The organism is Mesorhizobium sp. LHD-90, assembly GCF_030929505.1.
Taxonomy (GTDB): Bacteria; Pseudomonadota; Alphaproteobacteria; order Rhizobiales; family Rhizobiaceae; genus Kumtagia.
On record NZ_JAVFVV010000006.1, the window covers coordinates 228,359 to 252,093 of the forward strand.

Annotated in this window: 20 protein-coding genes; 14 read left to right on the forward strand and 6 right to left on the reverse strand. The window is 64.4% G+C overall.

Annotation, left to right across the window (positions count from 1 at the left end; translation table 11 throughout):
- Positions 1-319: 319 nt before the first annotated feature.
- The 4 genes from lon (at position 320) to RB623_RS10545 (ending at position 4,786) form a co-directional block, all read left to right on the forward strand.
- On the forward strand, positions 320-2,734 hold the full coding sequence (lon, locus tag RB623_RS10530) for an endopeptidase La (protein ID WP_308056747.1): 2,415 nt from the start codon (positions 320-322) through the stop codon (positions 2,732-2,734).
- A gap of 202 nt (positions 2,735-2,936) precedes the next feature.
- A complete protein-coding gene (hupB, locus tag RB623_RS10535; protein WP_308056748.1) occupies positions 2,937-3,209 on the forward strand; it encodes a DNA-binding protein HupB in 273 nt (90 codons plus the stop codon).
- 258 nt (positions 3,210-3,467) lie between these two features.
- Positions 3,468-3,962, forward strand: coding sequence for a hypothetical protein (locus RB623_RS10540; RefSeq protein WP_308056749.1), 495 nt, complete (start codon positions 3,468-3,470; stop codon positions 3,960-3,962).
- 11 nt (positions 3,963-3,973) lie between these two features.
- Positions 3,974-4,786 (forward strand): tetratricopeptide repeat protein, encoded by an 813-nt coding sequence (locus RB623_RS10545; protein WP_308056750.1) that lies wholly within the window; start codon positions 3,974-3,976, stop codon positions 4,784-4,786.
- A 7-nt stretch (positions 4,787-4,793) separates the two neighbouring features.
- On the opposite strand, the gene xth is transcribed toward RB623_RS10545, so the two are convergent.
- On the reverse strand, positions 4,794-5,576 hold the full coding sequence (xth, locus tag RB623_RS10550; RefSeq protein WP_308056751.1) for an exodeoxyribonuclease III: 783 nt from the start codon (positions 5,574-5,576) through the stop codon (positions 4,794-4,796).
- A gap of 222 nt (positions 5,577-5,798) precedes the next feature.
- Positions 5,799-6,707: an EamA family transporter gene (locus RB623_RS10555; RefSeq protein ID WP_308056752.1), complete on the reverse strand. Its 909-nt coding sequence runs from the start codon at positions 6,705-6,707 to the stop codon at positions 5,799-5,801.
- Positions 6,708-6,979: 272 nt separating this feature from the next.
- Here RB623_RS10555 and parC point away from each other — a divergent pair, with 272 nt between their 5' ends.
- From parC to RB623_RS10585, 6 genes are all read left to right on the forward strand, one after another.
- Entirely contained in the window at positions 6,980-9,235 is a 2,256-nt protein-coding gene (gene parC, locus RB623_RS10560) for a DNA topoisomerase IV subunit A (protein WP_308056753.1), read from the forward strand.
- Between the two features lie 16 nt (positions 9,236-9,251).
- Complete coding sequence (locus RB623_RS10565) at positions 9,252-9,521, forward strand: hypothetical protein (RefSeq protein ID WP_308056754.1); 270 nt, start codon at positions 9,252-9,254, stop codon at positions 9,519-9,521.
- 248 nt (positions 9,522-9,769) lie between these two features.
- Positions 9,770-10,435: a TetR/AcrR family transcriptional regulator gene (locus tag RB623_RS10570; protein WP_308056755.1), complete on the forward strand. Its 666-nt coding sequence runs from the start codon at positions 9,770-9,772 to the stop codon at positions 10,433-10,435.
- A gap of 35 nt (positions 10,436-10,470) precedes the next feature.
- Positions 10,471-11,679 carry an efflux RND transporter periplasmic adaptor subunit gene (locus tag RB623_RS10575; RefSeq protein WP_308056756.1) on the forward strand — a complete coding sequence of 403 codons (1,209 nt, stop codon included), beginning with the start codon at positions 10,471-10,473 and terminating at the stop codon, positions 11,677-11,679.
- On the forward strand, positions 11,676-14,819 hold the full coding sequence (locus RB623_RS10580) for an efflux RND transporter permease subunit (protein ID WP_308056757.1): 3,144 nt from the start codon (positions 11,676-11,678) through the stop codon (positions 14,817-14,819). The genes RB623_RS10575 and RB623_RS10580 overlap by 4 nt, the downstream gene beginning before the upstream one ends.
- 378 nt (positions 14,820-15,197) lie before the next feature.
- Complete coding sequence (locus tag RB623_RS10585; protein ID WP_308056866.1) at positions 15,198-16,364, forward strand: AI-2E family transporter; 1,167 nt, start codon at positions 15,198-15,200, stop codon at positions 16,362-16,364.
- Positions 16,365-16,368: 4 nt separating this feature from the next.
- Here the strand turns inward: RB623_RS10585 and RB623_RS10590 are convergent, their stop codons facing one another.
- The gene (locus RB623_RS10590; protein WP_308056758.1) at positions 16,369-16,827 is read right to left on the reverse strand and encodes an Lrp/AsnC family transcriptional regulator; all 459 of its coding nucleotides are present in this window, start codon (positions 16,825-16,827) and stop codon (positions 16,369-16,371) included.
- A 166-nt stretch (positions 16,828-16,993) separates the two neighbouring features.
- Here RB623_RS10590 and phhA point away from each other — a divergent pair, with 166 nt between their 5' ends.
- Both phhA and RB623_RS10600 read left to right on the forward strand, forming a co-directional pair.
- The gene (gene phhA, locus RB623_RS10595; RefSeq protein WP_308056759.1) at positions 16,994-17,899 is read left to right on the forward strand and encodes a phenylalanine 4-monooxygenase; all 906 of its coding nucleotides are present in this window, start codon (positions 16,994-16,996) and stop codon (positions 17,897-17,899) included.
- A complete protein-coding gene (locus RB623_RS10600; RefSeq protein WP_308056760.1) occupies positions 17,892-18,590 on the forward strand; it encodes an SDR family NAD(P)-dependent oxidoreductase in 699 nt (232 codons plus the stop codon). The genes phhA and RB623_RS10600 overlap by 8 nt, the downstream gene beginning before the upstream one ends.
- 184 nt (positions 18,591-18,774) lie before the next feature.
- Here the strand turns inward: RB623_RS10600 and RB623_RS10605 are convergent, their stop codons facing one another.
- From RB623_RS10605 to RB623_RS10615, 3 genes are all read right to left on the reverse strand, one after another.
- Complete coding sequence (locus RB623_RS10605; RefSeq protein WP_308056761.1) at positions 18,775-19,674, reverse strand: DMT family transporter; 900 nt, start codon at positions 19,672-19,674, stop codon at positions 18,775-18,777.
- A 47-nt stretch (positions 19,675-19,721) separates the two neighbouring features.
- Positions 19,722-20,477, reverse strand: coding sequence for an arginyltransferase (locus RB623_RS10610; RefSeq protein ID WP_308056762.1), 756 nt, complete (start codon positions 20,475-20,477; stop codon positions 19,722-19,724).
- Between the two features lie 205 nt (positions 20,478-20,682).
- Complete coding sequence (locus tag RB623_RS10615) at positions 20,683-21,153, reverse strand: RDD family protein (protein WP_308056763.1); 471 nt, start codon at positions 21,151-21,153, stop codon at positions 20,683-20,685.
- 259 nt (positions 21,154-21,412) lie between these two features.
- Between RB623_RS10615 and sthA the strand changes: the two genes are divergently transcribed.
- Positions 21,413-22,807, forward strand: a complete 1,395-nt coding sequence (gene sthA / locus RB623_RS10620; protein ID WP_308056764.1) for a Si-specific NAD(P)(+) transhydrogenase — start codon at positions 21,413-21,415, stop codon at positions 22,805-22,807.
- 72 nt (positions 22,808-22,879) lie between these two features.
- The gene (locus RB623_RS10625) at positions 22,880-23,716 is read left to right on the forward strand and encodes an N-acetylmuramoyl-L-alanine amidase (protein ID WP_308056765.1); all 837 of its coding nucleotides are present in this window, start codon (positions 22,880-22,882) and stop codon (positions 23,714-23,716) included.
- Positions 23,717-23,735: the final 19 nt, after the last annotated feature.

Sequence of the window (23,735 nt, forward strand, 5' to 3'; positions counted from 1 at the left end):
CCGCTTCGGCGCGAATGAAGCTGCGCTCAACACGGGAAGAAAGCATGTTCTTGAAGCTCTGGGTTGCCGATCGTGATGCTTTGGAGTGTCGCGGAAGACACGACCGCGATCAAGCCGAAAGCATGTGCGCCAGGAGCAAGCCATGACGGCGTGAGCGCCCTTGATCTTTGGTCGGCGCAACGCCAACTAAGACCCTGAGGTCAGGGGCATCCTTCCCGTGCTAACCAAGCCGCACCTTTCGGCAATAGGCGGAGAGGCTTGTGCCCGCTAAGATGAGATTCGCGGTTGGCTGACGCGGCCGCGGAAGAAAGGTACTGAAATGGCTAAAGTTCCACGCACATCCGGCAACGGCGTCTACGCGGTCCTCCCGTTGCGCGACATTGTCGTGTTCCCGCACATGATCGTGCCGCTCTTCGTCGGGCGCGAAAAGTCGATCAAGGCGCTGGAAGAGGTGATGGGCGCCGAGAAGCAGATTCTGCTTGCCACCCAGATGAATGCCGCAGACGACGATCCGGAGGCCGGCGCGATCTATGACGTCGGCACGCTCGCCAACGTGCTGCAGTTGCTGAAACTGCCCGACGGCACTGTCAAGGTGCTGGTCGAGGGCACCGCGCGTGCCCGCATCGCTAGCTTCACCGAACGCACCGATTTCCATGAGGCGCGTGCCGCGATGCTGGAAGAGCCGGCTGAGGAGGAGATCGAGGTCGAGGCGCTGGCCCGTTCGGTCATCTCCGACTTCGAGAATTATGTGAAGCTGAACAAGAAGATCTCGCCCGAAGTGGTTGGCGCCGCCAGCCAGATCGACGATTTCTCGAAACTCGCCGACACCGTCGCCTCGCATCTCGCCATCAAGATCCCCGAGAAGCAGGAAATGCTCGCCACGCTATCCGTCAAAGAGCGGCTGGAGAAGGCGATGGGCTTCATGGAAGCCGAGATCTCCGTCCTGCAGGTCGAGAAGCGCATCCGCTCGCGTGTAAAGCGCCAGATGGAGAAGACCCAGCGCGAGTACTACCTCAACGAGCAGATGAAGGCGATCCAGAAGGAGCTCGGCGAGGGCGAGGACGGCCGCGACGAGGCAGCCGAGATCGAGGCTCGCATCAAGAAGACCAAGCTTTCCAAGGAGGCCCGCGAGAAGGCGGAAGCCGAGCTGAAGAAGCTGCGCTCGATGTCGCCGATGTCGGCCGAGTCGACGGTGGTGCGCAACTACCTCGACTGGCTGCTGTCGATCCCGTGGCAGAAGAACTCCAAGGTCAAGCAGGACCTGAACTACGCTCAGGAAGTGCTTGATGCCGATCACTTCGGCCTCGACAAGGTCAAGGACCGCATCGTCGAATACCTCGCTGTGCAGAGCCGCCAGAAGAAGCTGAAGGGACCGATCCTGTGCCTCGTCGGTCCTCCCGGCGTGGGCAAGACCTCGCTCGGCAAGTCGATCGCCAAGGCGACCGGCCGCGAGTTCGTGCGCATGGCGCTGGGCGGCGTGCGCGACGAGGCCGAGATCCGTGGTCACCGCCGCACCTATATCGGCTCGATGCCCGGCAAGGTCATCCAGTCGATGAAGAAGGCGAAAAAATCCAATCCGCTCTTCCTGCTCGATGAGATCGACAAGATGGGCCAGGATTTCCGCGGCGACCCGTCTTCGGCCCTGCTGGAGGTCTTGGATCCCGAGCAGAACGCAACGTTCATGGATCACTATCTCGAGGTCGAATACGACCTGTCGAGCGTGATGTTCGTGACGACGGCCAATACGCTGAACATCCCTGCGCCCTTGATGGACCGCATGGAGATCATCCGTATCGCCGGCTACACCGAGGACGAGAAGGTCGAGATCGCCAAGCGGCACCTGATGCCGAAGGTGGTGCGCGACCATGCTCTCCAGCCGAAGGAGTTTTCGGTCGCCGACGAGGCCATCCGCGGCATCATCCAGACCTACACAAGGGAAGCCGGCGTGCGCAGCCTGGAGCGCGAGCTGATGAAGCTCGGGCGCAAGGCCGTCACCGAGATCATCAAGACCAAGAAGAAGTCGGTGAAGATCACGGCGAAGAACCTCGAGGACTATCTCGGCGTCCCGCGCTTCCGCTTCGGCTCGGCCGAGACGGACGACCAGGTCGGCGTCGTGACTGGCCTTGCCTGGACCGAAGTCGGCGGCGAGCTGCTGACGATCGAGGGCGTCATGATGCCCGGCAAGGGCAAGATGACGGTGACCGGCAATCTGCGAGACGTGATGAAGGAATCGATCTCGGCGGCGGCGTCCTACGTCCGCTCGCGGGCGATTGATTTCGGTATCGAGCCTCCGGTGTTCGACAAGAAGGACATCCACGTCCACCTGCCGGAAGGCGCCACGCCCAAGGACGGCCCGTCGGCGGGCGTTGCGATGGCAACGGCAATCGTCTCGGTGCTCACCGGCATACCGGTGCGCGCCGACGTGGCGATGACCGGCGAGATCACGCTGAGGGGCCGGGTGTTGCCCATCGGCGGCCTCAAGGAGAAGCTGCTCGCGGCGCTGAGGGGCGGCATCAAGAAGGTGCTGATCCCGGAGGAGAACGTCAAGGATCTGGCCGAGATCCCCGACAATGTGAAGAGCGGCATGGAAATCGTGCCGGTCTCCAGAGTCGGCGAGGCGCTGAGGCACGCGCTGGTTCGCATGCCGGAGCCGATCGACTGGACGGAGCCGGCGGAGTCGGTTTCGGCCAAGCCGGACGCGACCGACGAGGGTGGCAAGGCACTTGCCCACTGATATTTGCGGACGAACGCACCACTATCGACAAGCCGGGCCTTGCGCCCGGCTTTTTCATGTGACAAACGGCGGAACTCCGGGGTTTCTGCCGCGTTTGACGCGGCACCCCCGGCAGGGAAAGTTGGAAAGTAAATTCCGATAAAAGTCCGTTATCCGGCGGTTCGTATCCCTGGTCCCGGATTTCTCATGGAAGGAAATATTGATGAACAAGAACGAACTGGTCTCTGCGGTTGCAGATTCTGCGAAGCTTTCCAAGACCGACGCTCAGTCCGCGGTCGAGGCGGTTTTTTCGGTGATCACCGGCGAACTGAAGAACGGCGGCGACGTTCGGCTCGTCGGCTTCGGCAATTTCAGCGTTAGCAAGCGTGCGGCGTCGACAGGCCGCAACCCGCAGACCGGTGCCGAGGTCAAGATCCCGGCTCGCACCGTGCCGAAGTTTACGGCCGGCAAGGGCCTCAAGGACGCAGTCAACTGATCCTGCCCAGAGTTCTGTCCGGAGCCGGGCTACGGTTCCGGAAATCTGCCAACCCCGCCGTCACCGGCGGGGTTTTCTTTTGCGGGCCAGCCGCGATCGATGCACATCGCGAATACTGCCGGCATCACTATCAATCGCCCGGTTTGTGACGATTCGGCAACAGTTTCTCAAGAAGGATTGGAGTAGGAATGGGCCGGTCGGAGTTGCCCATTTCCCGCCATAAACCCGGCGCACCGGGTTAGGGGTCCGAGGTGGGCGATGACGACCATAGCCGCGGGAAGCGCGGCCAGGAAGAGAATGCGCGGTTTTGTACCCTTCAAGTTCAGTCGGATCGGCAGCGCACTAAGCGCTTTGCGGCAGGTCCTGACGATTCCGAACGGTATGGATTACGCTTCGACGACGTCTTCTTCAGCGATGCTCGCGCGGACCTTTCGCCGCCCCACTTTAGCCGAATTGAATTTGCATCCTGAATCGATCGATCGGCTGCCTTGCAACCTTTTTTCTGTTGCAGCGATCGGCAGGCGTGCCTCGGGTGACGGGTACGGGATTTCAGGGGACCGTGGAGTGAAGACGGCGGCGGTTGCGCGCGATGGCGCTTGGCTGCAAGGTCTTTTGCGCGGTCCGTTGCGCGTTTTCGCATCGCGGAGACGGAAAGGTCTTGCGGCGCGGCCTACCCCGGCTGTGCGCGATTGGAACGAAATGCGGGCGATGGACGCTATGGCCATGACGGCCGGTTCCATCGCTCGGAGTTAGAAAAGACTGCAATGCGTGGTTCGTCGGTTGTGAGATCGGTAGTGATGACGGCGCTGGTGTCGACGGCGGTGATGGCGGCCGCGCCGGCGCGCGCCTTCGACGAGCACATTTTCGACGACAAGGGCGAGGTGAAGGCGCAATCCAACCCCTGGGCGGTCTTCCAGTTCGGCTTCAGTGCCTACAAGAGTGGCCACAAGGAGCAGGCGGTGGAGGCCTACCGCTACGCAGCCGAGAAAGGCCAACTCGGCGCCACCTGGAAGCTGGCGCGCATGTATGCCGAGGGAGACGGCGTTACCCGCGACGACTACGAGGCGTTCAAGTTCTTCAGCGAGATCGCCGATCAGGACGTGGAGGCGGGCAGCCCCGAGGAAAGCTACATGTCCGATGCGCTGGTGGCGCTGGGCAGCTACTGGCAGACGGGCATTCCGGGCAGCCCGGTAGAGGCGAACCCGGCAACGGCACAGCAATATTACATGCGCGCGGCGGCCAACTACCGCAATCCCAACGCCCAGTTCGAGATGGGCAAGATGTTCCTCAAGGGCGACGGCGTGAAGAAGAATCTGCGGCAGGCCGGCCGTTGGCTGCAACTCGCGGCGGAAAAGGGCCATGCCGGCGCTCAGGCGACTCTGGGCAACCTGCTTTTCCAGAGCGGCAAGGTGGTTCGCGGTCTGGCGATGATGACGGCCGCGCTCGAGCGCGCCGCGCCGACGGACAAGAGCTGGATCCGTGGCATGCAGGAGGAAGCCTTCGCGCTGGCTCCCGAAGCCGACCGCCGCACCGCGATCGCCCTGGCCGAGGATTACCTGACCAAGGGCACGCAGTAAGCCCGTCTCACGCAGCCAGTTCGATCGCCACCGGCACGTGGTCCGACGGTTTTTCCCACGAGCGCACATGCTTCTCGACCGAGGCTGACATGAGCAGGTTCGCCGCCTCCGGCGACAGCATCTGGAAATCGATGCGGATGCCGTTGTTCTTCTGCCAGGCGCCTGCCTGGTAGTCCCAGAAGGTGTAGACCTCGCTCGAATCGGTGACGGCGCGGGTGGCTTCGGTGAAACCCAGCCCTTCTATCCGCCGCAGCGCCTGCCGGCTTTCCGGCTGGAACAGCGCGTCGTTGATCCAGGCCGCCGGATTTTTCGCGTCGGCGGGCTGCGGGATCACATTGTAGTCGCCGCCCATCACCAGCGGCTCCTCCAGCGCCAGCCGCTCGGCTGCCCAGCGCTCCAGACGCGCCATCCATCTGAGCTTGTAGGCGAATTTTTCGGTGCCGATCGGATTGCCGTTGGGAAGGTAGAGCGAGACGACGCGCAGCGCCCCATTTTCGGTCGAGAACACGCCTTCGATGAAGCGCGCATGGTCGTCGGCATCCTCGCCGGGAAGGCCGCGCGACACCTCGTCGAACTTCAGCTTCGACAATAGCGCGACGCCGTTGAAACCCTTCTGGCCGTTCGTCTCGACATGGTAGCCGAGGGCCTCGATCTCCATGCGCGGGAACTGGTCGTCGGCGCATTTGATCTCCTGCAGGCAGACGATGTCCGGCTGGCTCTCGTTCAGCCATGCGATCAGGTTGCCGATGCGGGCGCGCACGCCGTTGATGTTCCACGTCGCGATTTTCATGAATCCCTCACGAGACGTTCCGGCATTGTGTGGTCGCCGCACTGCGACAACCGAAGAAGGGCAGCGCAATCGGACTCCACGCCGACCTTGATACCGGGGAAGGTAGGTCCTGTCATCCGCAACCCGCCGGTCGGCGCGACACTCCCGCCAGTTCCGGCCGAAATCCGGGCGGTCGAGGGTAGGGCGGCTCGCCTTCCGCCGCTTATCCCGGCGCTTGAAGACTCAGGCGGCAGCCTGAACGCTCCGCCTGCGGCCGGGAAGCGTCATGGCGACGACGCCGGCGATGACGCAGACCAGCCCGATTCCGGCGGTGGAGGTGACGGATTCTCCGAGGAAAATCACCCCGATGGCGACGCCGATCGGCACGCGCAGATAGGCTTGCGCCGTCGTGCCAACGGATCCGAGCGTCTGGATCAGCCGGAAGTAGATGGCGAAGGCGAGTGCGGTGGAAAACACCGACAGGCCGAGCAGCGCCAGCAGCGATCCGGTCGAGGGGGTGAGCGTCCAGGGCCGGTCGACGACCAGGCTGAGGGGGAGGAGGATGAGGGCGCCGCATATCAACGAGCCAGCCGCCGGCATCATCGGATCGAGCTCTTTGAATTTCTTGCCGAAAATTACAGCCGCGCCATAGCAGATGCTGGCGGCCACGACGGCAAGTTGTGCCCAGAGTTCGTCGCCCAGGCCGTTCAGCGCTTGCACGCCGATGATCAGGCAGATGCCAGCCATGCCGGCAACGACGCCGAACAGTTTTCGCGCGGTGACCGGCTCGTGCCGGGTGATGGCGGCGGTGAGCACGAAGGCGAAGATCGGCGTCGTCGAATTGAGGATGGCGGCAAGCCCGGCGTCAACGGTGCGCTCCGCCCAAGCGATCAGCGTGAACGGTATCGCGCTGTTGAGGCAAGCCTGGACGAGGAAACGCAGCCAGGTCGCCGCATCGGATGGTAAACGCAAGCCCCGTAGCCTCAGAACCCAGAGCAGGATCAGCCCGGCAATCAGCGTGCGCGCCGCGATCAGCGTGATCGGCGGTATGGTCTCAACGCCGACCTTGATGAAAGTGTAGGAGGCGCCCCACAGGCTGGCGAGCAGCATCAGCAGGGAAAGTTCGATCGCGTTGGGTCTCGCAGAAGGCATCGTGCTGGTTCCGGATTTGCTTTTTCGCGGTGCTCTTCTACGCCAGTCGGCAGCGACAACATTTCGGTCCCGGCCGAACTGTGCTGGCTGCGTCGTGCCGCCCGAAAACGGACCCGCGATGCCCATGCGGCGTTGTCCATAGCCGGCAAGGGCGCGTCCAGCCAGCGGCTTCGAGAGCCGCGTCCTGCCCAACTGCGGCAAATTCAAGCGGCGGACCTGCCAAAAGCCTCGCGGCACTTGCCGCGAATCACCCGATTCGCTAACCCGGCGCCATGGGCAAGGAGCTTCCGCCGCAAGATCCAGGCGGCGATTCGATAGAACCGGTCGACCTGAAGAAGGCGCTCGAGGAGCGCTACCTCGCCTATGCGCTGTCGACCATCATGCACCGCGCGCTGCCGGATGTTCGCGACGGGCTGAAGCCGGTCCATCGCCGCATCATGCATGCGATGCGGTTGCTGCGCCTGAATCCCGACCAGGGCTTTGCCAAATGCGCCCGCATCGTCGGCGAGGTGATGGGAAAATTCCATCCGCATGGCGACCAGTCGATCTACGACGCGCTGGTGCGTCTGGCGCAGGAATTTTCCGTCCGCTACCCGCTGGTCGACGGCCAAGGCAATTTCGGCAACATCGACGGGGATAACCCGGCGGCCATGCGCTACACCGAGGCGCGCATGACCGAGGTGGCGACCGCGCTGCTCGAAGGCATCACCGAGGACGCCGTCGATTTCCGCCCGACCTACAACGAGGAAGACGAGGAACCGGTCGTCCTGCCGGGAGCGTTCCCGAACCTTCTCGCCAACGGATCGAGCGGCATCGCCGTCGGCATGGCCACCTCGATCCCGCCGCACAATGCGGCAGAACTCTGCGACGCTGCACTCCATCTCATTGAAAAGCCTGACGCTTCCGTCGCCGATCTGATGCGGTTCGTGCAGGGGCCGGATTTCCCGACCGGCGGCGTCATCGTCGACAGCCGCGACCTGATCCGCGACGCCTACGAGACCGGCCGCGGCGGCTTTCGCCTGCGTGCCCGCTACATGGTCGAGGACCAGGGCAGGGGCACCTGGCAGATCGTCGTCACCGAGATTCCGTATCAGGTCCAGAAAGCAAAACTGGTCGAGAAGATCGCGGAATTGCTCGTGGCGCGCAAACTGCCGCTGCTGGAGGACGTGCGCGACGAAAGCGCCGAGGACATCCGCCTCGTGCTGATGCCGAAGAGCCGCACGGTCGACCCCAGCCTGCTCATGGAATCGCTGTTCAAGCTCTCCGATCTCGAAATCCGTTTTCCGCTCAATATGAACGTGTTGTCGCGCGGAAAAGTGCCGAACGTTCTGTCGCTGAAGACGGTGCTGCGGGAGTGGCTGGAACACCGCAAGGAAGTGCTGGTCCGCCGGTCTCGACACCGGCTTGCGGAGATCGAGCGGCGGCTGGAGATTCTTGCCGGCTACCTCATCGCCTATCTGAACATCGATGAGGTGATCAGGATCATCCGCGAGGAGGACGAGCCGAAGCAGGTCATGATGGCCCGCTGGTCGCTCACCGACAACCAGGCCGAAGCCATCCTCAACATGCGGCTGCGCGCCCTGCGAAAACTCGAGGAGATCGAGATTCGCAAGGAATTCGACGGGCTTAGCGCCGAGAAGGCCTCGATCGAGGCGCTGCTGGCCTCAGACGCGAAGCAGTGGCAGACGGTGTCCTGGCAGATCCAGAAGGCGCGCCGCGACTTCGGCCCGGAGGACAATCCGGAGCTTGGCAAACGCCGCACGACTTTCGCGGAAGCGCCGGACCACGACGACGCCGACATCCACCATGCGATGATCGAGAAGGAGCCGATCACGGTGGTGGTTTCGGCCAAAGGCTGGCTGCGGGCGCTCAAAGGCCATCTGACGGACCTGTCGCTGTTGACCTTCAAGGAGGGCGACAGCCTGAAACTGGCCTTCCCGGCGCAGACTACCGACAAGATCCTGGTGTTCACGACCGGCGGAAAATTCTACACGATCGGCGCCGACCGGCTGCCGGGCGGGCGCGGCCATGGCGAGCCGATCCGCATCATCGTCGACATGGAAAACGACCAGGACATCGTCACTGCCTTTGTCCACGATCCCAAGCGCAAGCTCATGCTGGTTTCGCGCGACGGAAACGGATTTATCGTTCCGGAACAAGAGGTTGCAGCCAATACCCGCAAGGGCAAGCAGGTCATGAACGTCAAGGCTCCGGATGAGGCTGTACGGTGCATTCCGGTGTCGGGAGACCATGTCGCGATCGTCGGCGAGAACCGCAAGCTGCTTGTCTTCGCGCTGTCGGAAGTGGTTGAAATGACACGCGGAAAAGGCGTTCGCCTGCAGCGCTACAAGGACGGTGGCGTGCTCGACATAAAGATGTTCTCAATGGAGGAGGGCCTGACCTGGCAGGACTCTTCCGGCCGCACCTTTACCCGCCAGAAGGCGGAATTGGCGGAATGGCTGGGCAACCGCGCCGCCGCCGGACGCATGGTTCCAAAGGGTTTTCCGCGTACCGGCAAGTTCGGCTGAGGGTTTTCGGCCGGGGATGGATTTTCCCGCCGAAAAGTCACGTGAAGTCAGGAATATCGCGGGATATCAAAAGCTTGGGCGGAAGACACCGCAGCGTCACGCTCCGCGCGCTTCGCGCGAGGGTGATTTTTGGCGGTTTGCGCTTCGCGAAGGCGCCTTTGGCATTCGCGGCGAGGCTAATCGGCTTCATTTGTTTCCTGACCTGCCGTCGCGCCTCGCAACAATCGTGTTCGCGCCGACCCTCATCGACCCGCCGGGCACTTCTCTCCCCGTAAAGAACCTCTGAGCAGAGAGGGTCGGGAATCCATGCCTCAGTGGTGGTGATAGCAAAGTCCCCGCAGAATTTGTCGCCTGCTGATCCCTACCTGTTTCGATCGCAATGGCGAGGAGGTGACCTCGCCGCGAAGCGTGATTTGACAGCTTCCGTCAGGAGCGTACATGTACAGCATGTTTTTTGCACTGCAGCATCTTGACTGCGAACGATCATTCGCATAAAGTGAGAATGAACGTTCACTCTTTCTGCTGGCTGAGCGCATGGACGATCTCATCGAAAACAGCTACGGCCCGATCGAAGCCGGCGACGGCGTCGCGCTGACGCGCGCCGGGCGGCGCGAGCAGCAGACCCAGCGCATCCTCGAAGCGGCGAAGGCCTGTTTCATCCGCTCCGGCTTCAAGGGCGCGTCGATGCACGACATCTGCGCCGAGGCCGGCATGAGCCCCGGTGCGCTCTACCGCTATTTCCCGTCGAAAGAGGCGATCGTCGAGGCGATCTGCGAGGCCGACCGCCGCGAGGACGCGGTGCTGTTCGCCAAGGTTCTGCAGGAGCCGGATGTCATTGAAGGGCTGGTGATGGGGGCGATGGCCCATATCCGCCACATGCATGAGAACGACAACGCCGCGCTGTTCGCCGAAATCTGTGCGGAGGCCATGCGCAACGACGCCGTCGAGACCACCTGCATGAAGAACATGGTCGAGGTGCAGGCGATGTTCGCGAACTACATTGGCGGCGCCCGGGAGAGGGGCGAGATCGACCCGCCCGTCGAGCTGGACGTGCTCTTACCGACGCTGATGTCGATCGCCCACGGCATGGCGTTGAACGATCTGCCGGCGATGGGCGTGCCCTACGAAAAGCTGGAAGTGCTGCTCAGGGCGATGGTGGTGGGCATGCTGAGGCCGACCGAACGCCCCGAAAACGCCTGAACCCTGCAAATTTGTCTCCTCTCGCGAGAGAAGAAATGGTCCGTAACACGTTGCATTCCGCGTTCGCCGCAATCCTGTTTGCCGCAACCATGCTGGCGGGCGTGCCGGCGAAGAGTCTTGCCGCAGGCGAGGAGCCTGCGCCGGCCGCCACCCAGGCGCCGCCGGCGATCCGGGTGATCACCGCCGAACGGCGCGAACTGGTCGAGACGCTTGCCGTCAACGGCACGATCGTGGCGCGCGACGAGGCCGCCGCCGGCACCGACCTCAACGGCATGATCGTCACCGCGCTCAATTTCGACATCGGCGACGTGGTGAAGAAGGGTGATGTGCTGGCGGTACTCGACCGCTCGATGCTCGACACCCAGCTTCAGCAGATGCGGGCGACTCGCGCGCAGGGCGAGGCGAGCGTCGCGCAGATGGAGGCGCAGATCGCCGACGCAAAGGTTTCGGTGAAGCAGGCCAACGAAGCCTATGGGCGGGCCGAGGCGCTGCGCAAGAAGGCGGTCGCCACGCAGGCCGAACTCGACAATGCCGACAACGCCGCCGCCAGTGCCCGGGCAAAACTCGATTCCGCGGTGAAGGCGATGGCCGCCACGCAGGCGCAGCTCGCCGTTACCGACGCCCAGATCAGGGGCATAGAGGTGCAGATCGACAAGACCGAGGTGCGCGCGCCGGCCGACGGGCTGGTGCTCGCCCGCGCCGCCACCGTCGGCGGCGTCGTGTCACCGTCGAGCGGGCCGCTGTTCCGGCTGGCGATCGGCGGCGAGTTCGAACTGGAGGCAAGTGTTGCCGAAACGTCGCTGCCGCGGCTCGCTGTCGGCATGAAAAGCGAGGTGGCGCTGCCCGGCATCGAACAGAAGATCGCAGGCACGATCCGCCGCATCGCGCCGGAGGTCGACCAGAAGTCGCGGCTCGGCCTGATCCGCATAGCCCTGCCAAAGGATGCGCCGGCGCGTGCCGGCTCGTACGCACGTGGCGAGATCGAACTGGCGCGGCGCGAGGGCGTCGCTGTTCCGGTCTCCGCCGTGCTCTACCAGGGCGAGACGCCGCTGCTGCAGGTGGTGATCGACGGCCGCGTCGCCACCACGCCGGTAAAACTCGGGGCGCGGGCCCGTGGCAATGTCGAGGTCGTGTCGGGCGTGAAGGAAGGTGAGGAAGTGGTTGCGCGTGCAGGCACTTTTGTCGCCGACGGCGACCTGGTCACGCCGGTGCGCGCCGATACAACCGGAGCCATCGCCAAATGAACTGGAATTTTTCAGCCTGGTCGATCCGCAACCCGGTTCCGCCGATCCTGCTGTTCATCGTGCTTACCATTCTGGGGCTGATGAGCTTCGAAAAACTGCCGATCACGCGGTTCCCCAATATCGATGTGCCGCTGGTCGACGTCACCGTCACCGATCCGGGCGTGGCGCCGAGCGAGCTCGAAACGCAGGTGACCAAGCGCGTCGAGGACGCGGTCGCCAATATTTCGGGCGTCAAGAACGTCACCTCGACCATCACAGAGGGCAATTCGCAGACGGTGATCGAATTCCGGCTGGAGGTCGACACCCAGACCGCCGTCAACGACGTCAAGGACGCGGTGGAGCGCATCCGCAGCGACCTGCCGGCGACCGCCGACGAGCCCGTCGTCAAGCGCATCGACGTCGAAGGCCAGGCGATCCTGACCTATGCCGTCTCCGCCCCGGCGATGACGCTGGAGGAACTGTCGTGGTTCGTCGACGACACCGTCATCCGCAAGCTGCAGGGGCTGAAGGGCGTGGCGCGCGTCGACCGCTATGGCGGGGTGACGCGCGAGATCAAGGTCGATCTCGACCCTGACCGGCTGAACGCGCTGGGCGTGACCGCCGGCGACGTGAACCGTGCGCTCAAGGCCGCCAATGTCGATCTCACCGGCGGCAGCGGAAAATTCTCCAACCGCGACCAGGCGATCCGCGCGCTGGGCGGCGCCAAGACCGTCGCCGACCTGGAGGCGCTGGAAATCCCGCTGTCGGGCGGCCGCATGGTAAAACTCTCCGACATCGCCACGGTGACCGACGCCTGGGCCGAGCCGAAGAGTTTCGCCCGCGTCAACAACCAGACGGTGGTATCCTTCGGCATCTTCCGCGCCAAGGGCGAGAGCGACGTCGAGGTCAACGAGCGCGCCACCGCCGCGATCGCCGATCTGGAGAAGAACAATCCGGACGTAAAAATCACCAAGGTCGACAATTCGGTCGACTACACCGTCGGCAACTACGATTCTGCCATGGAGATGCTGCTGGAGGGCGCAGCGCTCTCGGTCATCGTCGTGCTTTTGTTCCTGCGCGACATCCGCGCCACGATCGTGGCGGCGACGGCGCTGCCGCTCTCCATCATCCCGACCTTCTGGGCGCTGGACATGATGGGCTTCTCGCTCAACCTGGTCAGCCTGCTCGGCGTGACGCTGGTGGTCGGAATCCTGGTCGACGACGCTATCGTCGAGATCGAGAACATCGTGCGCCACGTCAAGATGGGCAAGTCGCCCTATCGCGCCTCGCTGGAGGCGGCCGACGAGATCGGTCTCGCGGTCATCGCGATTTCGGCGACCATCATGGCGGTGTTCGCGCCGGTGTCGTTCATGGGTGGCATCGCCGGCCAGTATTTCAAGCAGTTCGGCCTGACGGTCGCGGTGGCCGTGTTCTTCTCGCTGCTGGTGGCGCGCCTGCTGACGCCGATGATGGCGGCCTATTTCCTGCGCGGCCACGGCCATGCTGAGCCGAAGCCCGGCATGTTCCTGCGCGGCTATGTGGCGCTGCTCAAGGGCACGCTGCGCTTCCGCTGGCTGACGCTGCTCGCCGGCATCGCCTTCTTCGCCGGCTCGATCTACGCGACGGGTTTTCTGCCGTCGGGTTTCATCCCGCGCGAGGACGCCAGCCGCATCGTCTTTTCGCTGGAGCTGCCGCCGGGCAGCCTGCTGGAGGACACGCGCCAGACCACCGACGAGGTGACGAAACTGATGCGCGAGCTGCCGGAGGTCGAGAACGTCTATGTGATCGGCGGCGCCAGCCCGACCGGCACGCTTGAGACGCGCCGCGCCACCGTGGTGGCCGACCTGAAGCACAAATCCGAGCGCGCCGTGCCGCAGTACCAGATCGAGGAGATCTTGCTGCAAAAACTCGCGACGCTGCCGGACCTGCGCGCCTATTTCGTCAACGACCGCGGCGAGCGGGCGCTGGCCTTCGGCGTGATGGGCACGGACGGGGCAGCACTCGACGCGGCGGCGCGAAAAATCCAGAGCGAGATGGCGGAAACCGGAAAGTTCCGGGCCGTGACCTCCAACGCCGCGCTCGACCGGCCCGAAGTCATCATCGTGCCGGACCTTGTGCGCATGGCCGAACTCGGAATCTCGACGGCGGCGCTGTCGGAGACGTTGCGCGTCGCCACCATCGGCGACATCGACGAGAATCTGGCGAAGTTCACGGTAGGCGACCGGCAGATCCCGATCCGCGTGCAGTTGAACGAGAAGGCCAAGGACGACCTTTCGGTGGTGAGCACGCTTCCCGTTCCGACGCCGGGCGGCGCAACCGTGCCGCTATCGTCGGTCGTCGATGTTCGCTTCGGGCAGGGGCCATCCTCGATCAACCGCTTCAACCGCGAGCGCCGCGTCGTCATCGGCGCCGACATGGCGCAGGGCGCGGAGCTCTCCGAGGGGCTCGGCATCGTCTGGTCGCTGCCGGCAGTCAAAAACATGCCGGCCGGCGTACGCATCCAGGAGACCGGCGACGCCGAGATCATGGGCGAGGTGTTTTCGGGCTTCGCCACCGCCATGACCACCGGCCTTATGCTGGTGCTGGTGGTGCTGATCCTGCTGTTCGGTTCGGTGTTCCACTCCTTCACCATCCTCGGCTCGCTGCCGCTGGCGATCGGCGGTGTCGTGGCTGCACTTTGGCTGACCAATTCGGCGGTGTCGATGCCGGTGGTGATCGGCATCCTGATGCTGATGGGCATCGTGACAAAGAACGCCATCATGCTGGTCGATTTCGCGGTCGAGGAGGTCAAGCACGGTATCCCGCGCGCCGAGGCGATCATCGATGCGGGCCGCAAGCGGGCGCGGCCGATCGTCATGACCACCATCGCGATGTCGGCGGGCATGGTGCCTGCGGCAATGGGGCTGGGCGACGGCGGCGAGTTCCGCGCGCCGATGGCGATCGCTGTGATCGGCGGCCTCTTGGTGTCGACGCTGTTGTCGCTGGTGTTCGTGCCGTCCTTCTACACGATCATGGACGACGCCGCGATCTTCACGGCGAAGGCGTTCCGCTGGATCGTGCGGCCGAATTCGGCCGACGAGCCGGATGCCCATGGCGGGCATGGCGCGGCGCTGCATGTGGTGCCGAAGCCGCAGGAGCGGTATCCGGTGGCGGCGGAGTGATGCGCCCTTTACCCTCCCCCTTGAGGGGAGGGTCGCTGAGCAACCTGCTCGGTACGAGCGGGATTGCGACGCGGGGGTGGGGTCGCCGATGAAGTGCTCCATCCTGAACCGACTGTGCCGCGAGGCGTTTTCCGCGTTTCATTCTGATGCGACCCCACCCCGGCTCGCTCAACTTCACTTCGTTGCGTTGGCTCGCCGACCCTCCCCTCAAGGGGGAGGGTAAAGGAGGCGCAAACAAATTTGCCGTCCCGCAACATTTCTGCGCTATAGGAACCGCTGGGCAGCGCGGCCGGCCGGCCGGCGCACCCGTTGACGCTGCGGAGACGGTGCGGCTTGACCAGGCACGAATCGCGAAAAATACCGGCAGAGCCGCGCCTAATGGGCCCGGCGACGCCGACGCGCATCGCCGTGGTGCCGCCGCTGTCGGCGGCGCGCTGGCTGCTGCTCGCGGTGATCGCCGCCGGCGTCTATTTCTTCCACGGTTTCGTCGTGCCGGTGCTGGCCGCGCTGGTGATCGCCTTCGCCAGTTGGCCGCTCTACCGTCGCCTGCTGGTGGCCGTCGATGGCAGCCGCACCGTCGCGGCGGCGATCGCGCTCTTGGCCATCCTGGCCTTTCTGGTGGTGCCGATCGCGGTGGCCGGCTCCTATGCGGTGGACGAGGTCCGCCAGTGGATAGGCTGGGCCTTCGAGACCAACCGCGCCGGCGCGCCGACGCCCGACTGGATCGCCGCCATGCCGATGGTAGGCGAGTGGCTTTCCGAGCAGTGGATGCGCCATATCGGCCATCCCGGCGCCATCGGCGAGCTCATCCAACTGGTCAGCGGCGCCAATATCGGCAACATCTACCGCGCCGTGCTGGCGGCGGGCGGCGGGGCGTTCAGCCTGCTTCTGACGCTTCTGTTCATGCTGATCGCGCTGTTCTTCGTCTATCGCGACGGCGAGCATTTCGCCGCGCAGGTCGACCGGGTGGGCGAAAGAATCCTGCCGACGCGCTGGGGCCGCATTTCCCGCGTCGTGCCGGCGACCATCAGCTCCACCGTGACCGGCATGACGCTTATCGCCATCGGCGAGGGCGTGGTGCTGGGCATCGCCTACTGGATCGCCGGGGTGCCGTCGCCGGTGACGCTGGGCGTCATCACCGGCATCATGGCGCTGATCCCGGGCGGCGCGCCGCTCTCCTTCACGCTGGTGTCGATCTACCTGGTCTCCAGCGGCTCGCCGGTGGCGGGGCTGGCGCTGTTCGTCTGGGGTTCTGTCGAACTCTTCATCGTCGACAAGACGCTCAGGCCGAAACTGGTCGGCGGGCCGATAAAACTGCCGTTCCTGCCGACCTTCTTCGGGCTGATCGGCGGCGTGAAGACGATGGGGTTTCTGGGCCTGTTCATCGGCCCGGTGCTGATGGCGCTGCTGGTCGCCATCTGGCGCGAATGGCTGCGCGAGGTCGAACTCACCGACGAGGCGGCCAACGCCGTGGCGGCGGAGCCCGCGCCGATCCCGCTGGTGCTGGACCAGGACGCGGCCGAGAAGAAGCGCCAGGCGGGGTAAAACCTCAGATCGGCAGCACGGCGCTGCGCTTGTGCTGGCGCAGCGCGAGGTTCGACGAGGCGGTGGCGACGCCCGGATGCCCCAGCACCTCGCGCATCAGGAAACTCTCGAATTCCTCCACCGAGCGGGTGCGCACGATCAGCGTGTAGTCGTGCGCGCCGGTGACCGAATAGCAGTCGACGATCTCCGGCGCGTCGCGCGCGAAGGCCTCGAAGCGGCCGCGGATCTCGGTGCTGTGGGCGACCATGTTGACATGCACGAACACGCAGACCGACAGGCCGACGGCGAGCGGATCGACCAGGGTGGCGCGGCCAAGGATGACGCCCGCCTTCTCCATCTCCTGGACGCGCCGCCAGATGGTCGACTGCGACATGGCGAGCCGCTCCGATAGCTGCTTCAGCGTCAGCGTGGCGTCGCGCTGCAATTCGCGCAGGATCTTGCGGTCGTCTTCCTCGGTGCGCATTTGGAAGATCCTTTCAAAGCAGGTAAATTTCTGAAAGGTATCACCACATATGGCCTCTCGTCATGCAAGATAGGCAAGATTTTTCAGGCGTGCTGCGGGATAATCCTGACACGAAACATGGCGGGCCGGCGCCCGGCGCGCGGCCCTCCGCCGACAGGAGGAAGACATGGCCACGCAAGCCGCCCGGCGGGTCGAGGAACCCGCGAAGAACCGCTACGAAAACGCCCCGAAAAATCCCGACTTCACCATCGACCAGGACTGGAATTCCTATTCGGCCGACGAGCACGGCCGCTGGGACCGGCTGTTCGCACGCTCGCGCAAAGTGCTGCAGGGGCGCGCCTGCGCCGATTTTCTTGCAGCCGTGAAGGCGCTGAAACTGTCGGAGAGCGGCGTGCCGGATATGGAGCGCCTCAGCGACCGGCTGGAGAAGATCTCCGGCTGGCGCGTCGTGCCGGTGGCCGGGCTGGTGCCCGACGACGTGTTCTTCGACCATCTCGCCAACAAGCGGTTTCCGGCCGGCGCCTTCATCCGCTCCGAGAAGGAGATGGAGTATCTGGAGGAGCCCGACATCTTTCACGACATTTTCGGCCATGTGCCGCTGCTCGCCAATCCGGTCTATTCGGATTTCATCCAGGCCTACGGCCAGGGCGGCCAGCGGGCGCTGAGACTCGGGCGGCTGGCCAACCTGGCGCGGCTCTACTGGTACACGGTGGAGTTCGGGCTGATCCGCGAGAAGGGCGAACTGCGCATCTTCGGCGCCGGCATCATGTCGTCGACCGCCGAAAGCGTGTTCGCTCTCGACGACCCGTCGCCGCACCGCGTCGCCTTCGACCTCGAGCGGGTTATGCGCACCAGCTACATCATCGACGACTTCCAGAAAATCTATTTCGTCATCGACAGTTTCGAGCAATTGCTGAAGGATTGCTACGCGGATTTCGGGCCGCTGTATGCTCGGCTGGAAAACGCCTCGACGATCGAGCCGCATGAACTCGTTCCGGGCGACCGGGTGCTCAGCCGCGGCACGCTGAACTATTTCAAGGGCAAAGAGCACAAGGCGGCGGGCAATGGCTGACAGGACGGTTCTGATCACCGGCGCGACCGGAAATCTCGGCAGGGCGGTCGCCGAAGCCTTTTCGAAGGAAGGCGCCCGGCTGGCGCTGGTCGGCTCGCGCAAGGAAAGTATCGAGCGCGCCTATGGCGGGCTGGCGGCGGAACACCTGGCGCTGGCCGCAGATTTGAGCGATGCGAACGCTGCCGCCGGCGTGGTCGCCGAGGTGGAGGGTGCGTTCGGCCGCATCGATGCCGTCTGCGCGATCGCCGGCGCCTTCGACATGGGCGGGCCGGTGCATGTGGCGCCGCCGGAGCTTGCCGCGCGCATGATGACAGTCAATGTCGCCACCATGGTCAACGTCGTGCGGGCGGCGGTGCCCGGCATGATCGCGCGAAAATCCGGGAAGATCGTCACGGTCGGCTCCACCGCCGCGCTGAAGGGCGCTGCCGGCATGGGCGCCTATACAGCGTCGAAAAGCGCGGTGATGCGGCTGACCGAAACCATGGCGGCCGAACTGCGTGGCGATGGCATCAACGTCAACTGCGTGTTGCCCTCGACCATCGACACGCCGGAAAACCGCGCCGCGATGCCCAAGGCCGACTTTTCGAAATGGGTGAAGCCGGCCGAACTCGCCGCCGTCGTCGCATTCCTCTGCTCGGACGGCGCAAAGGCCATGCACGGCGCGCTGGTGCCGGTGGTCGGGTTGGTGTGAAGCTCTTGCGCTGAGCGGCGGACTGTAGAGTAAGCCGTTCTAGGGTCTGTTGATATTCAGGCCATGGCGGTCTGCAAATGGCGGCCTTCTGCGCTTCCGGTACTCATGTACCAGAACGTACACTCCGTTCCGGTTCTCGAAATCCGCCATTTTCGGCTCGCCCTGACCTGAATCTCAACAGACCCTAAGCCGGCTGCTGCAGCGCCCTGATCGCGGCGCGGCGGCGGCCGTGGGTAAGCTGCCAGAGCGAATGCGCCACCAGCGCGACGATCAGGATGGTGCCGCCGATCAGGCTGTTGCGCGACGGTGCCTCGGAAAAGATCAGCCACACCCAGACTGGCGCCAGCACCGTTTCCAGCAGGTAGAACATCGCGACTTCCGGCGCTGAGAGGAAACGCGGGCCTGTCGCCAGGCAGTAGAAGGAGATCGGCCAGACGATCGCGCCGTTGAGAACGATCCACCACGGCGCCTCGATGCGGTAGCCGGTCTTGGCAACCATCGCGGCGGCGACCAGCAGCGGAAACAGGACCCCGATCAGGGCGGTAAAACCCATGTTCCGGCCGCTGTGGCGGCTCACGGTGATCGCCGAAGCGATGATGAAGGCCGAGCCCAGCGCGACGAGGTCGCCGAACAGGTTGCCGCTGCCGATCGAATCCCGGACGATGATCAGCACGCCGATTATCATCACCGCCATGGCGAGCAAGGTTGCGTTGGCCGGCCGGTGTTTCAGGAAGACCCAGGACAGCAAGGCTGAAAACATCGTGGTGAAGGCCAGGATGAAAACCAGGTTGGCCGTCGACGTGTTGTAGACCGCGACGATGAAGGTGATCGATCCGAGCCCGTAGAGGGCGGCGACCAGAACGCCCAGCCCGCCGGGCAGCAGGGGCGGGGCCTTTGGCGAGAGCCAGCGCCAGACCGACCAGAAGATCACGCCGGCAATGAACGTCGCCGCGCAGCGCGCCAGCAGGATCGACCAGGCTTCGCCGTCGGCCAGCCGGATCAGCGGGATGTCGGCCGTTAGCGTCAGCCCGCCGATGAAGGTGAGCAGCAGTCCCTTGCGATGGTCGGTACTGTGGGTAGACAAGATTTTGGCCGGCTCCATCCCTCGACGGGCGGCGCGGCCGGTCGGCGTTATTCCTGCCTAGCAAATCGCTCCCAGCCACGTGGGCCGAGGTGCTCCTGCGGCGTGAAGCGCACCTTATAGTTCATCTTGCGCGAGCCGTTGACCCAATAGCCGAGATAGACATGGGGCAGGCCCTCGGCGCGGGCGCGGGCGATGTGGTCGAGGATCATGTAGGTGCCGAGCGAGCGGTCCTCATGCGCCGGGTTGAAATAGGAATAGACCATGGACAGGCCGTCGGCCATCTTGTCGGACAGCGCCACGGCGATCAGTTCGCCTTCGCCGCGGCCGGTGATGAAGGAGTCCGGGCCGCGCTTGCGATATTCGATGATCTTCGTGTCGACATGCGTGTCCTCGACCATCATGGCATAGTCGAGCACCGTCATTTCCGACATGCCGCCCTTGCGGTGGCGGGCGTCGAGATAGGTGCGGAACAGCGAATATTGCTCGGTGGAGGGTTCGGCGTCGTGCATGGCGCCGATCAGGTCGGCGTTGCGGGCCGCCACGCGGCGCATGTTGCGGGTAGGCTGGAACTCGCCGGCCAGGATGCGCACCGACACGCAGGAGCGGCAGGATTCGCAGGCAGGGCGGTAGGCTATGTTTTGTGAGCGCCGAAAGCCGCCCTGGGTGAGCAGGTCGTTCATCTCCGGCGCCTTGTCGCCCACCAGGTGAGTAAAAACCTTCCGCTCGAACTGGCCGTCTATGTAGGGACAAGGGGAGGGTGCGGTCAGGAAAAACTGCGGCGACTGGGTCGGGTGGTGAGTCATCAGAGTCCGGCGGAGTCCATGAATCGCTCTACCTTGGCTTTACCGGCGAAAATTTCAACAGGAGAATGATGGTGCACCTTGTCGCGCGCCATCACAAGCGCGCGCGAGCCCTGCTCGTGAAGCCGTTGCAGGGCATCACGACCGTAGCCGCGGCCGGCGACGATTGCCGGCTGCGTTGCGGCAGGGCCGGGGATTCGGGGCGCCGTTACCGGTCCGAGCGCGTCACCACCGTGCCCAGGAGAAGATCGTGTAGCGTGCGCTTGCGGTCGGCGAACAGGCTGACCAGCAGGATGAGCGGCGTCAGGATGACGTTGCCAGCCCAGAACAGCACCGAATGCACGACCGCCAGCAGCCCGTCGACCGGTTTTCCGTCGAGGCGGTCGAGGCGGATACCGAAGGCCCGCATGCCGAGCGTCGCCTGACTTGCGCCGCCCAGTGTGGTCCAGACGTAGATGATCGCCACCAGCGGCGCGAGGATGCCGAACAGCCCCCAGCCGATGCCGAAGGTGAGCAGGCCGAGCAGGAAGACGACGATGCCGAAGGGGATGAGCAGAAGGAACACGATCACGTAGTCGAGCAGGAACGCAAGGATGCGCCGCGTGCGTACGCCGTCATAGGCGCGCGCTTCGTCCAGTCGAGTCGCAATGATCTCGCCGTCAAGCACCTGTCCGTTCATAACACTTCGCCTCGTCGGGCCGGTTTCGACCGGCGGCCCCTCGTGGGAAATGGGGTATGCCGGCGCAGATTCAAGCGGAGGGAAGTATACGGCACCGATATGTTGAAACCACCAGCCAGACGAACCGGGTTGTGACCGATAGGCCGGATATGCAGTCCGGCGTCCGCTTTAAAACGATTTGAACTGCATCCGAAATTGTCGTCTATTTGCAGTGCAGCAATGCTATCCGGCGCCGCCAATCACCTCGCGGGGACTTTCGATGGAGACCTACGACCTGATCGTCATCGGCAGCGGGCCGTCGGGCCGGCGCGCGGCGGTGCAGGCGGCAAAGCTCGGCCGCTCGGTGATGGTGATCGACAAGGGCAGGCGGCTGGGCGGCGTGTCCGTCCACACCGGCACCATTCCGTCGAAGACCTTGCGCGAGACGGTGCTCAACCTGTCCGGCTGGCGCGAGCGTGGCTTTTACGGCCGCGGCTACCGCGTCAAGCAGGACATCGTCATGGCCGACCTGATCGCCCGGCTGCACAAGACGCTCGACCACGAGGTCGAGGTCTTGCAGCACCAGTTCATGCGCAACGCGGTGCGCTCGATGAAGGCGGTCGCCAAATTCGTCGACGCCAACCGCGTCAGCCTGACCACCGATGCCGGCGTCCACAGCGAGGTCGGCTTCACCAATGCGCTGGTTTCGGTCGGCACGCGGCCGTTCCGTCCCAACACCGTGCCGTTCGACGGCAAGAGGGTGTTCGACAGCGATGACATCCTCGAGCTAACGACGCTGCCGCGCACGCTGACCGTGGTGGGCGGCGGCGTGATCGGGGTCGAATACGCCACCATCTTCTCCGCCCTCGACGTTCCGGTGACGCTGATCGAGTCGCGCCAGACCATTTTGGATTTCGTCGACCGTGAGCTGGTCGACGATTTCATGCACCAGTTGCGCGACCGCGGCGTCACGCTGCGGCTCGGCGCGGCGGTGAAGGAGGTGAAAGTCGGGCCGACCGGCGTGGAGACGCTGCTGGCCGACGGGCGCGTGGTGCGTACCGACATATTGCTCTACGCGGCGGGCCGCAGCGGCAATGTCGGCAGCCTCGGGCTCGACGCCATCGGCATCAAGGCGGATTCGCGCGGCCGCATCGAGGTCGACCCGCAGACGTTCCAGACCTCGGTGCCCAACATCTACGCCACCGGCGATGTCATCGGCTTTCCCAGCCTCGCCTCCACCTCGATGGAACAGGGCAGGGTGGCCGCCTGCCACGCCTTCGGTGTGCCGCTCCCGCCGCCACCCGCCACCTTCCCGTATGGCATCTACGCTGTGCCGGAGATCTCCACCGTCGGCCAGTCGGAGGAGGAGGTGCGCAGAAGCGGCGAGCCCTACGAATGCGGCGTGGCGCGGTTCCGGGAGACGTCGCGCGGCCACATCATGGGTGTCGATTCCGGCTTTCTGAAACTGGTCTTCTCGCTGGCCACGCGCCGCCTGCTCGGCGCGCATATCGTCGGCGAGGGCGCCACCGAGCTGATCCATATCGGCCAGGCGGTGATCAACCTCGGTGGTACGGTCGATTTCTTCGTCAACAACACCTTCAACTATCCGACGCTGGCGGAGGCCTACAAGATCGCCGGCCTCGACGCCTGGAACCGCATGGGCGTGGGGCAGTAGACGGCGCAGCTTGCTTTTGTCCCCCCTGTCGGGACCGGCCGTATCCTTCTCCTGTTCAGTCAGGAGACGGATATGAAGGTCAATGCAAATCACAGGCTGGTCGGCAACAAGAACAGGCAGGTGCCAAACGACGAGAGCCCGAACGGCGGCACCCTCCTGTCGGGCGGCGCGCCAAGATTCCTGATCCTCCACTATACGGCCGGCGCCTCTGGCTCCGGCGCGATAGGCTGGTTCAACAATCCGGCCGCCAAGGCGTCGGCGCATCTGGTGATCGACCGCAACGGCGCCATCACCCAGATGATGCCCTTCAACAGGGTCGCCTGGCACGCCGGCAGGTCGAGTTGGAAAGGCATAAACGGGCTCAACAGCCATTCGGTCGGCATCGAGATCGTCAACTGGGGATTGCTGCATGGTTCGGCCGGCGCGTGGCGCAGTTGGACGGGGGCCAGCGTGCCGGACGCGCGCGCTGTGCTGAAGCGGCACAAGAATTTCGAGCCGACCAGGATCAACGCCTGGGAAGTGTTTGACGAGGATCAACTGGACGCCACAGTCGCCGCCGCTGCCGCGATCGTTACAAAATACGGCATACCCGAGGAGAACGTGCTCGGCCATGACGACATCTCGCCGCTGCGCAAGCAGGATCCTGGCCCGGCTTTCGACATGGATGCCTTTCGGGCCAAGGTGTTCGGCGGGTCGAACGATTCCGGCACGACGATGCGGGTGGAATCGCCGACAGGCCTTCGCCTGCGCTCCGGACCAGGAACGACTTTCCCCTCCATCGCCACGCTGCCCGACGGCACGCCGGTGGCGCCGATGGGCAGTGACGGCGCCTGGGTCGAGGTGACGACGCTGAACGCCGCCGGTAAGCAGGACAAGACCGGCTGGGTGCATGGCAACTGGCTGGCGTAAGCGCGGGGCCGGGCTTGAG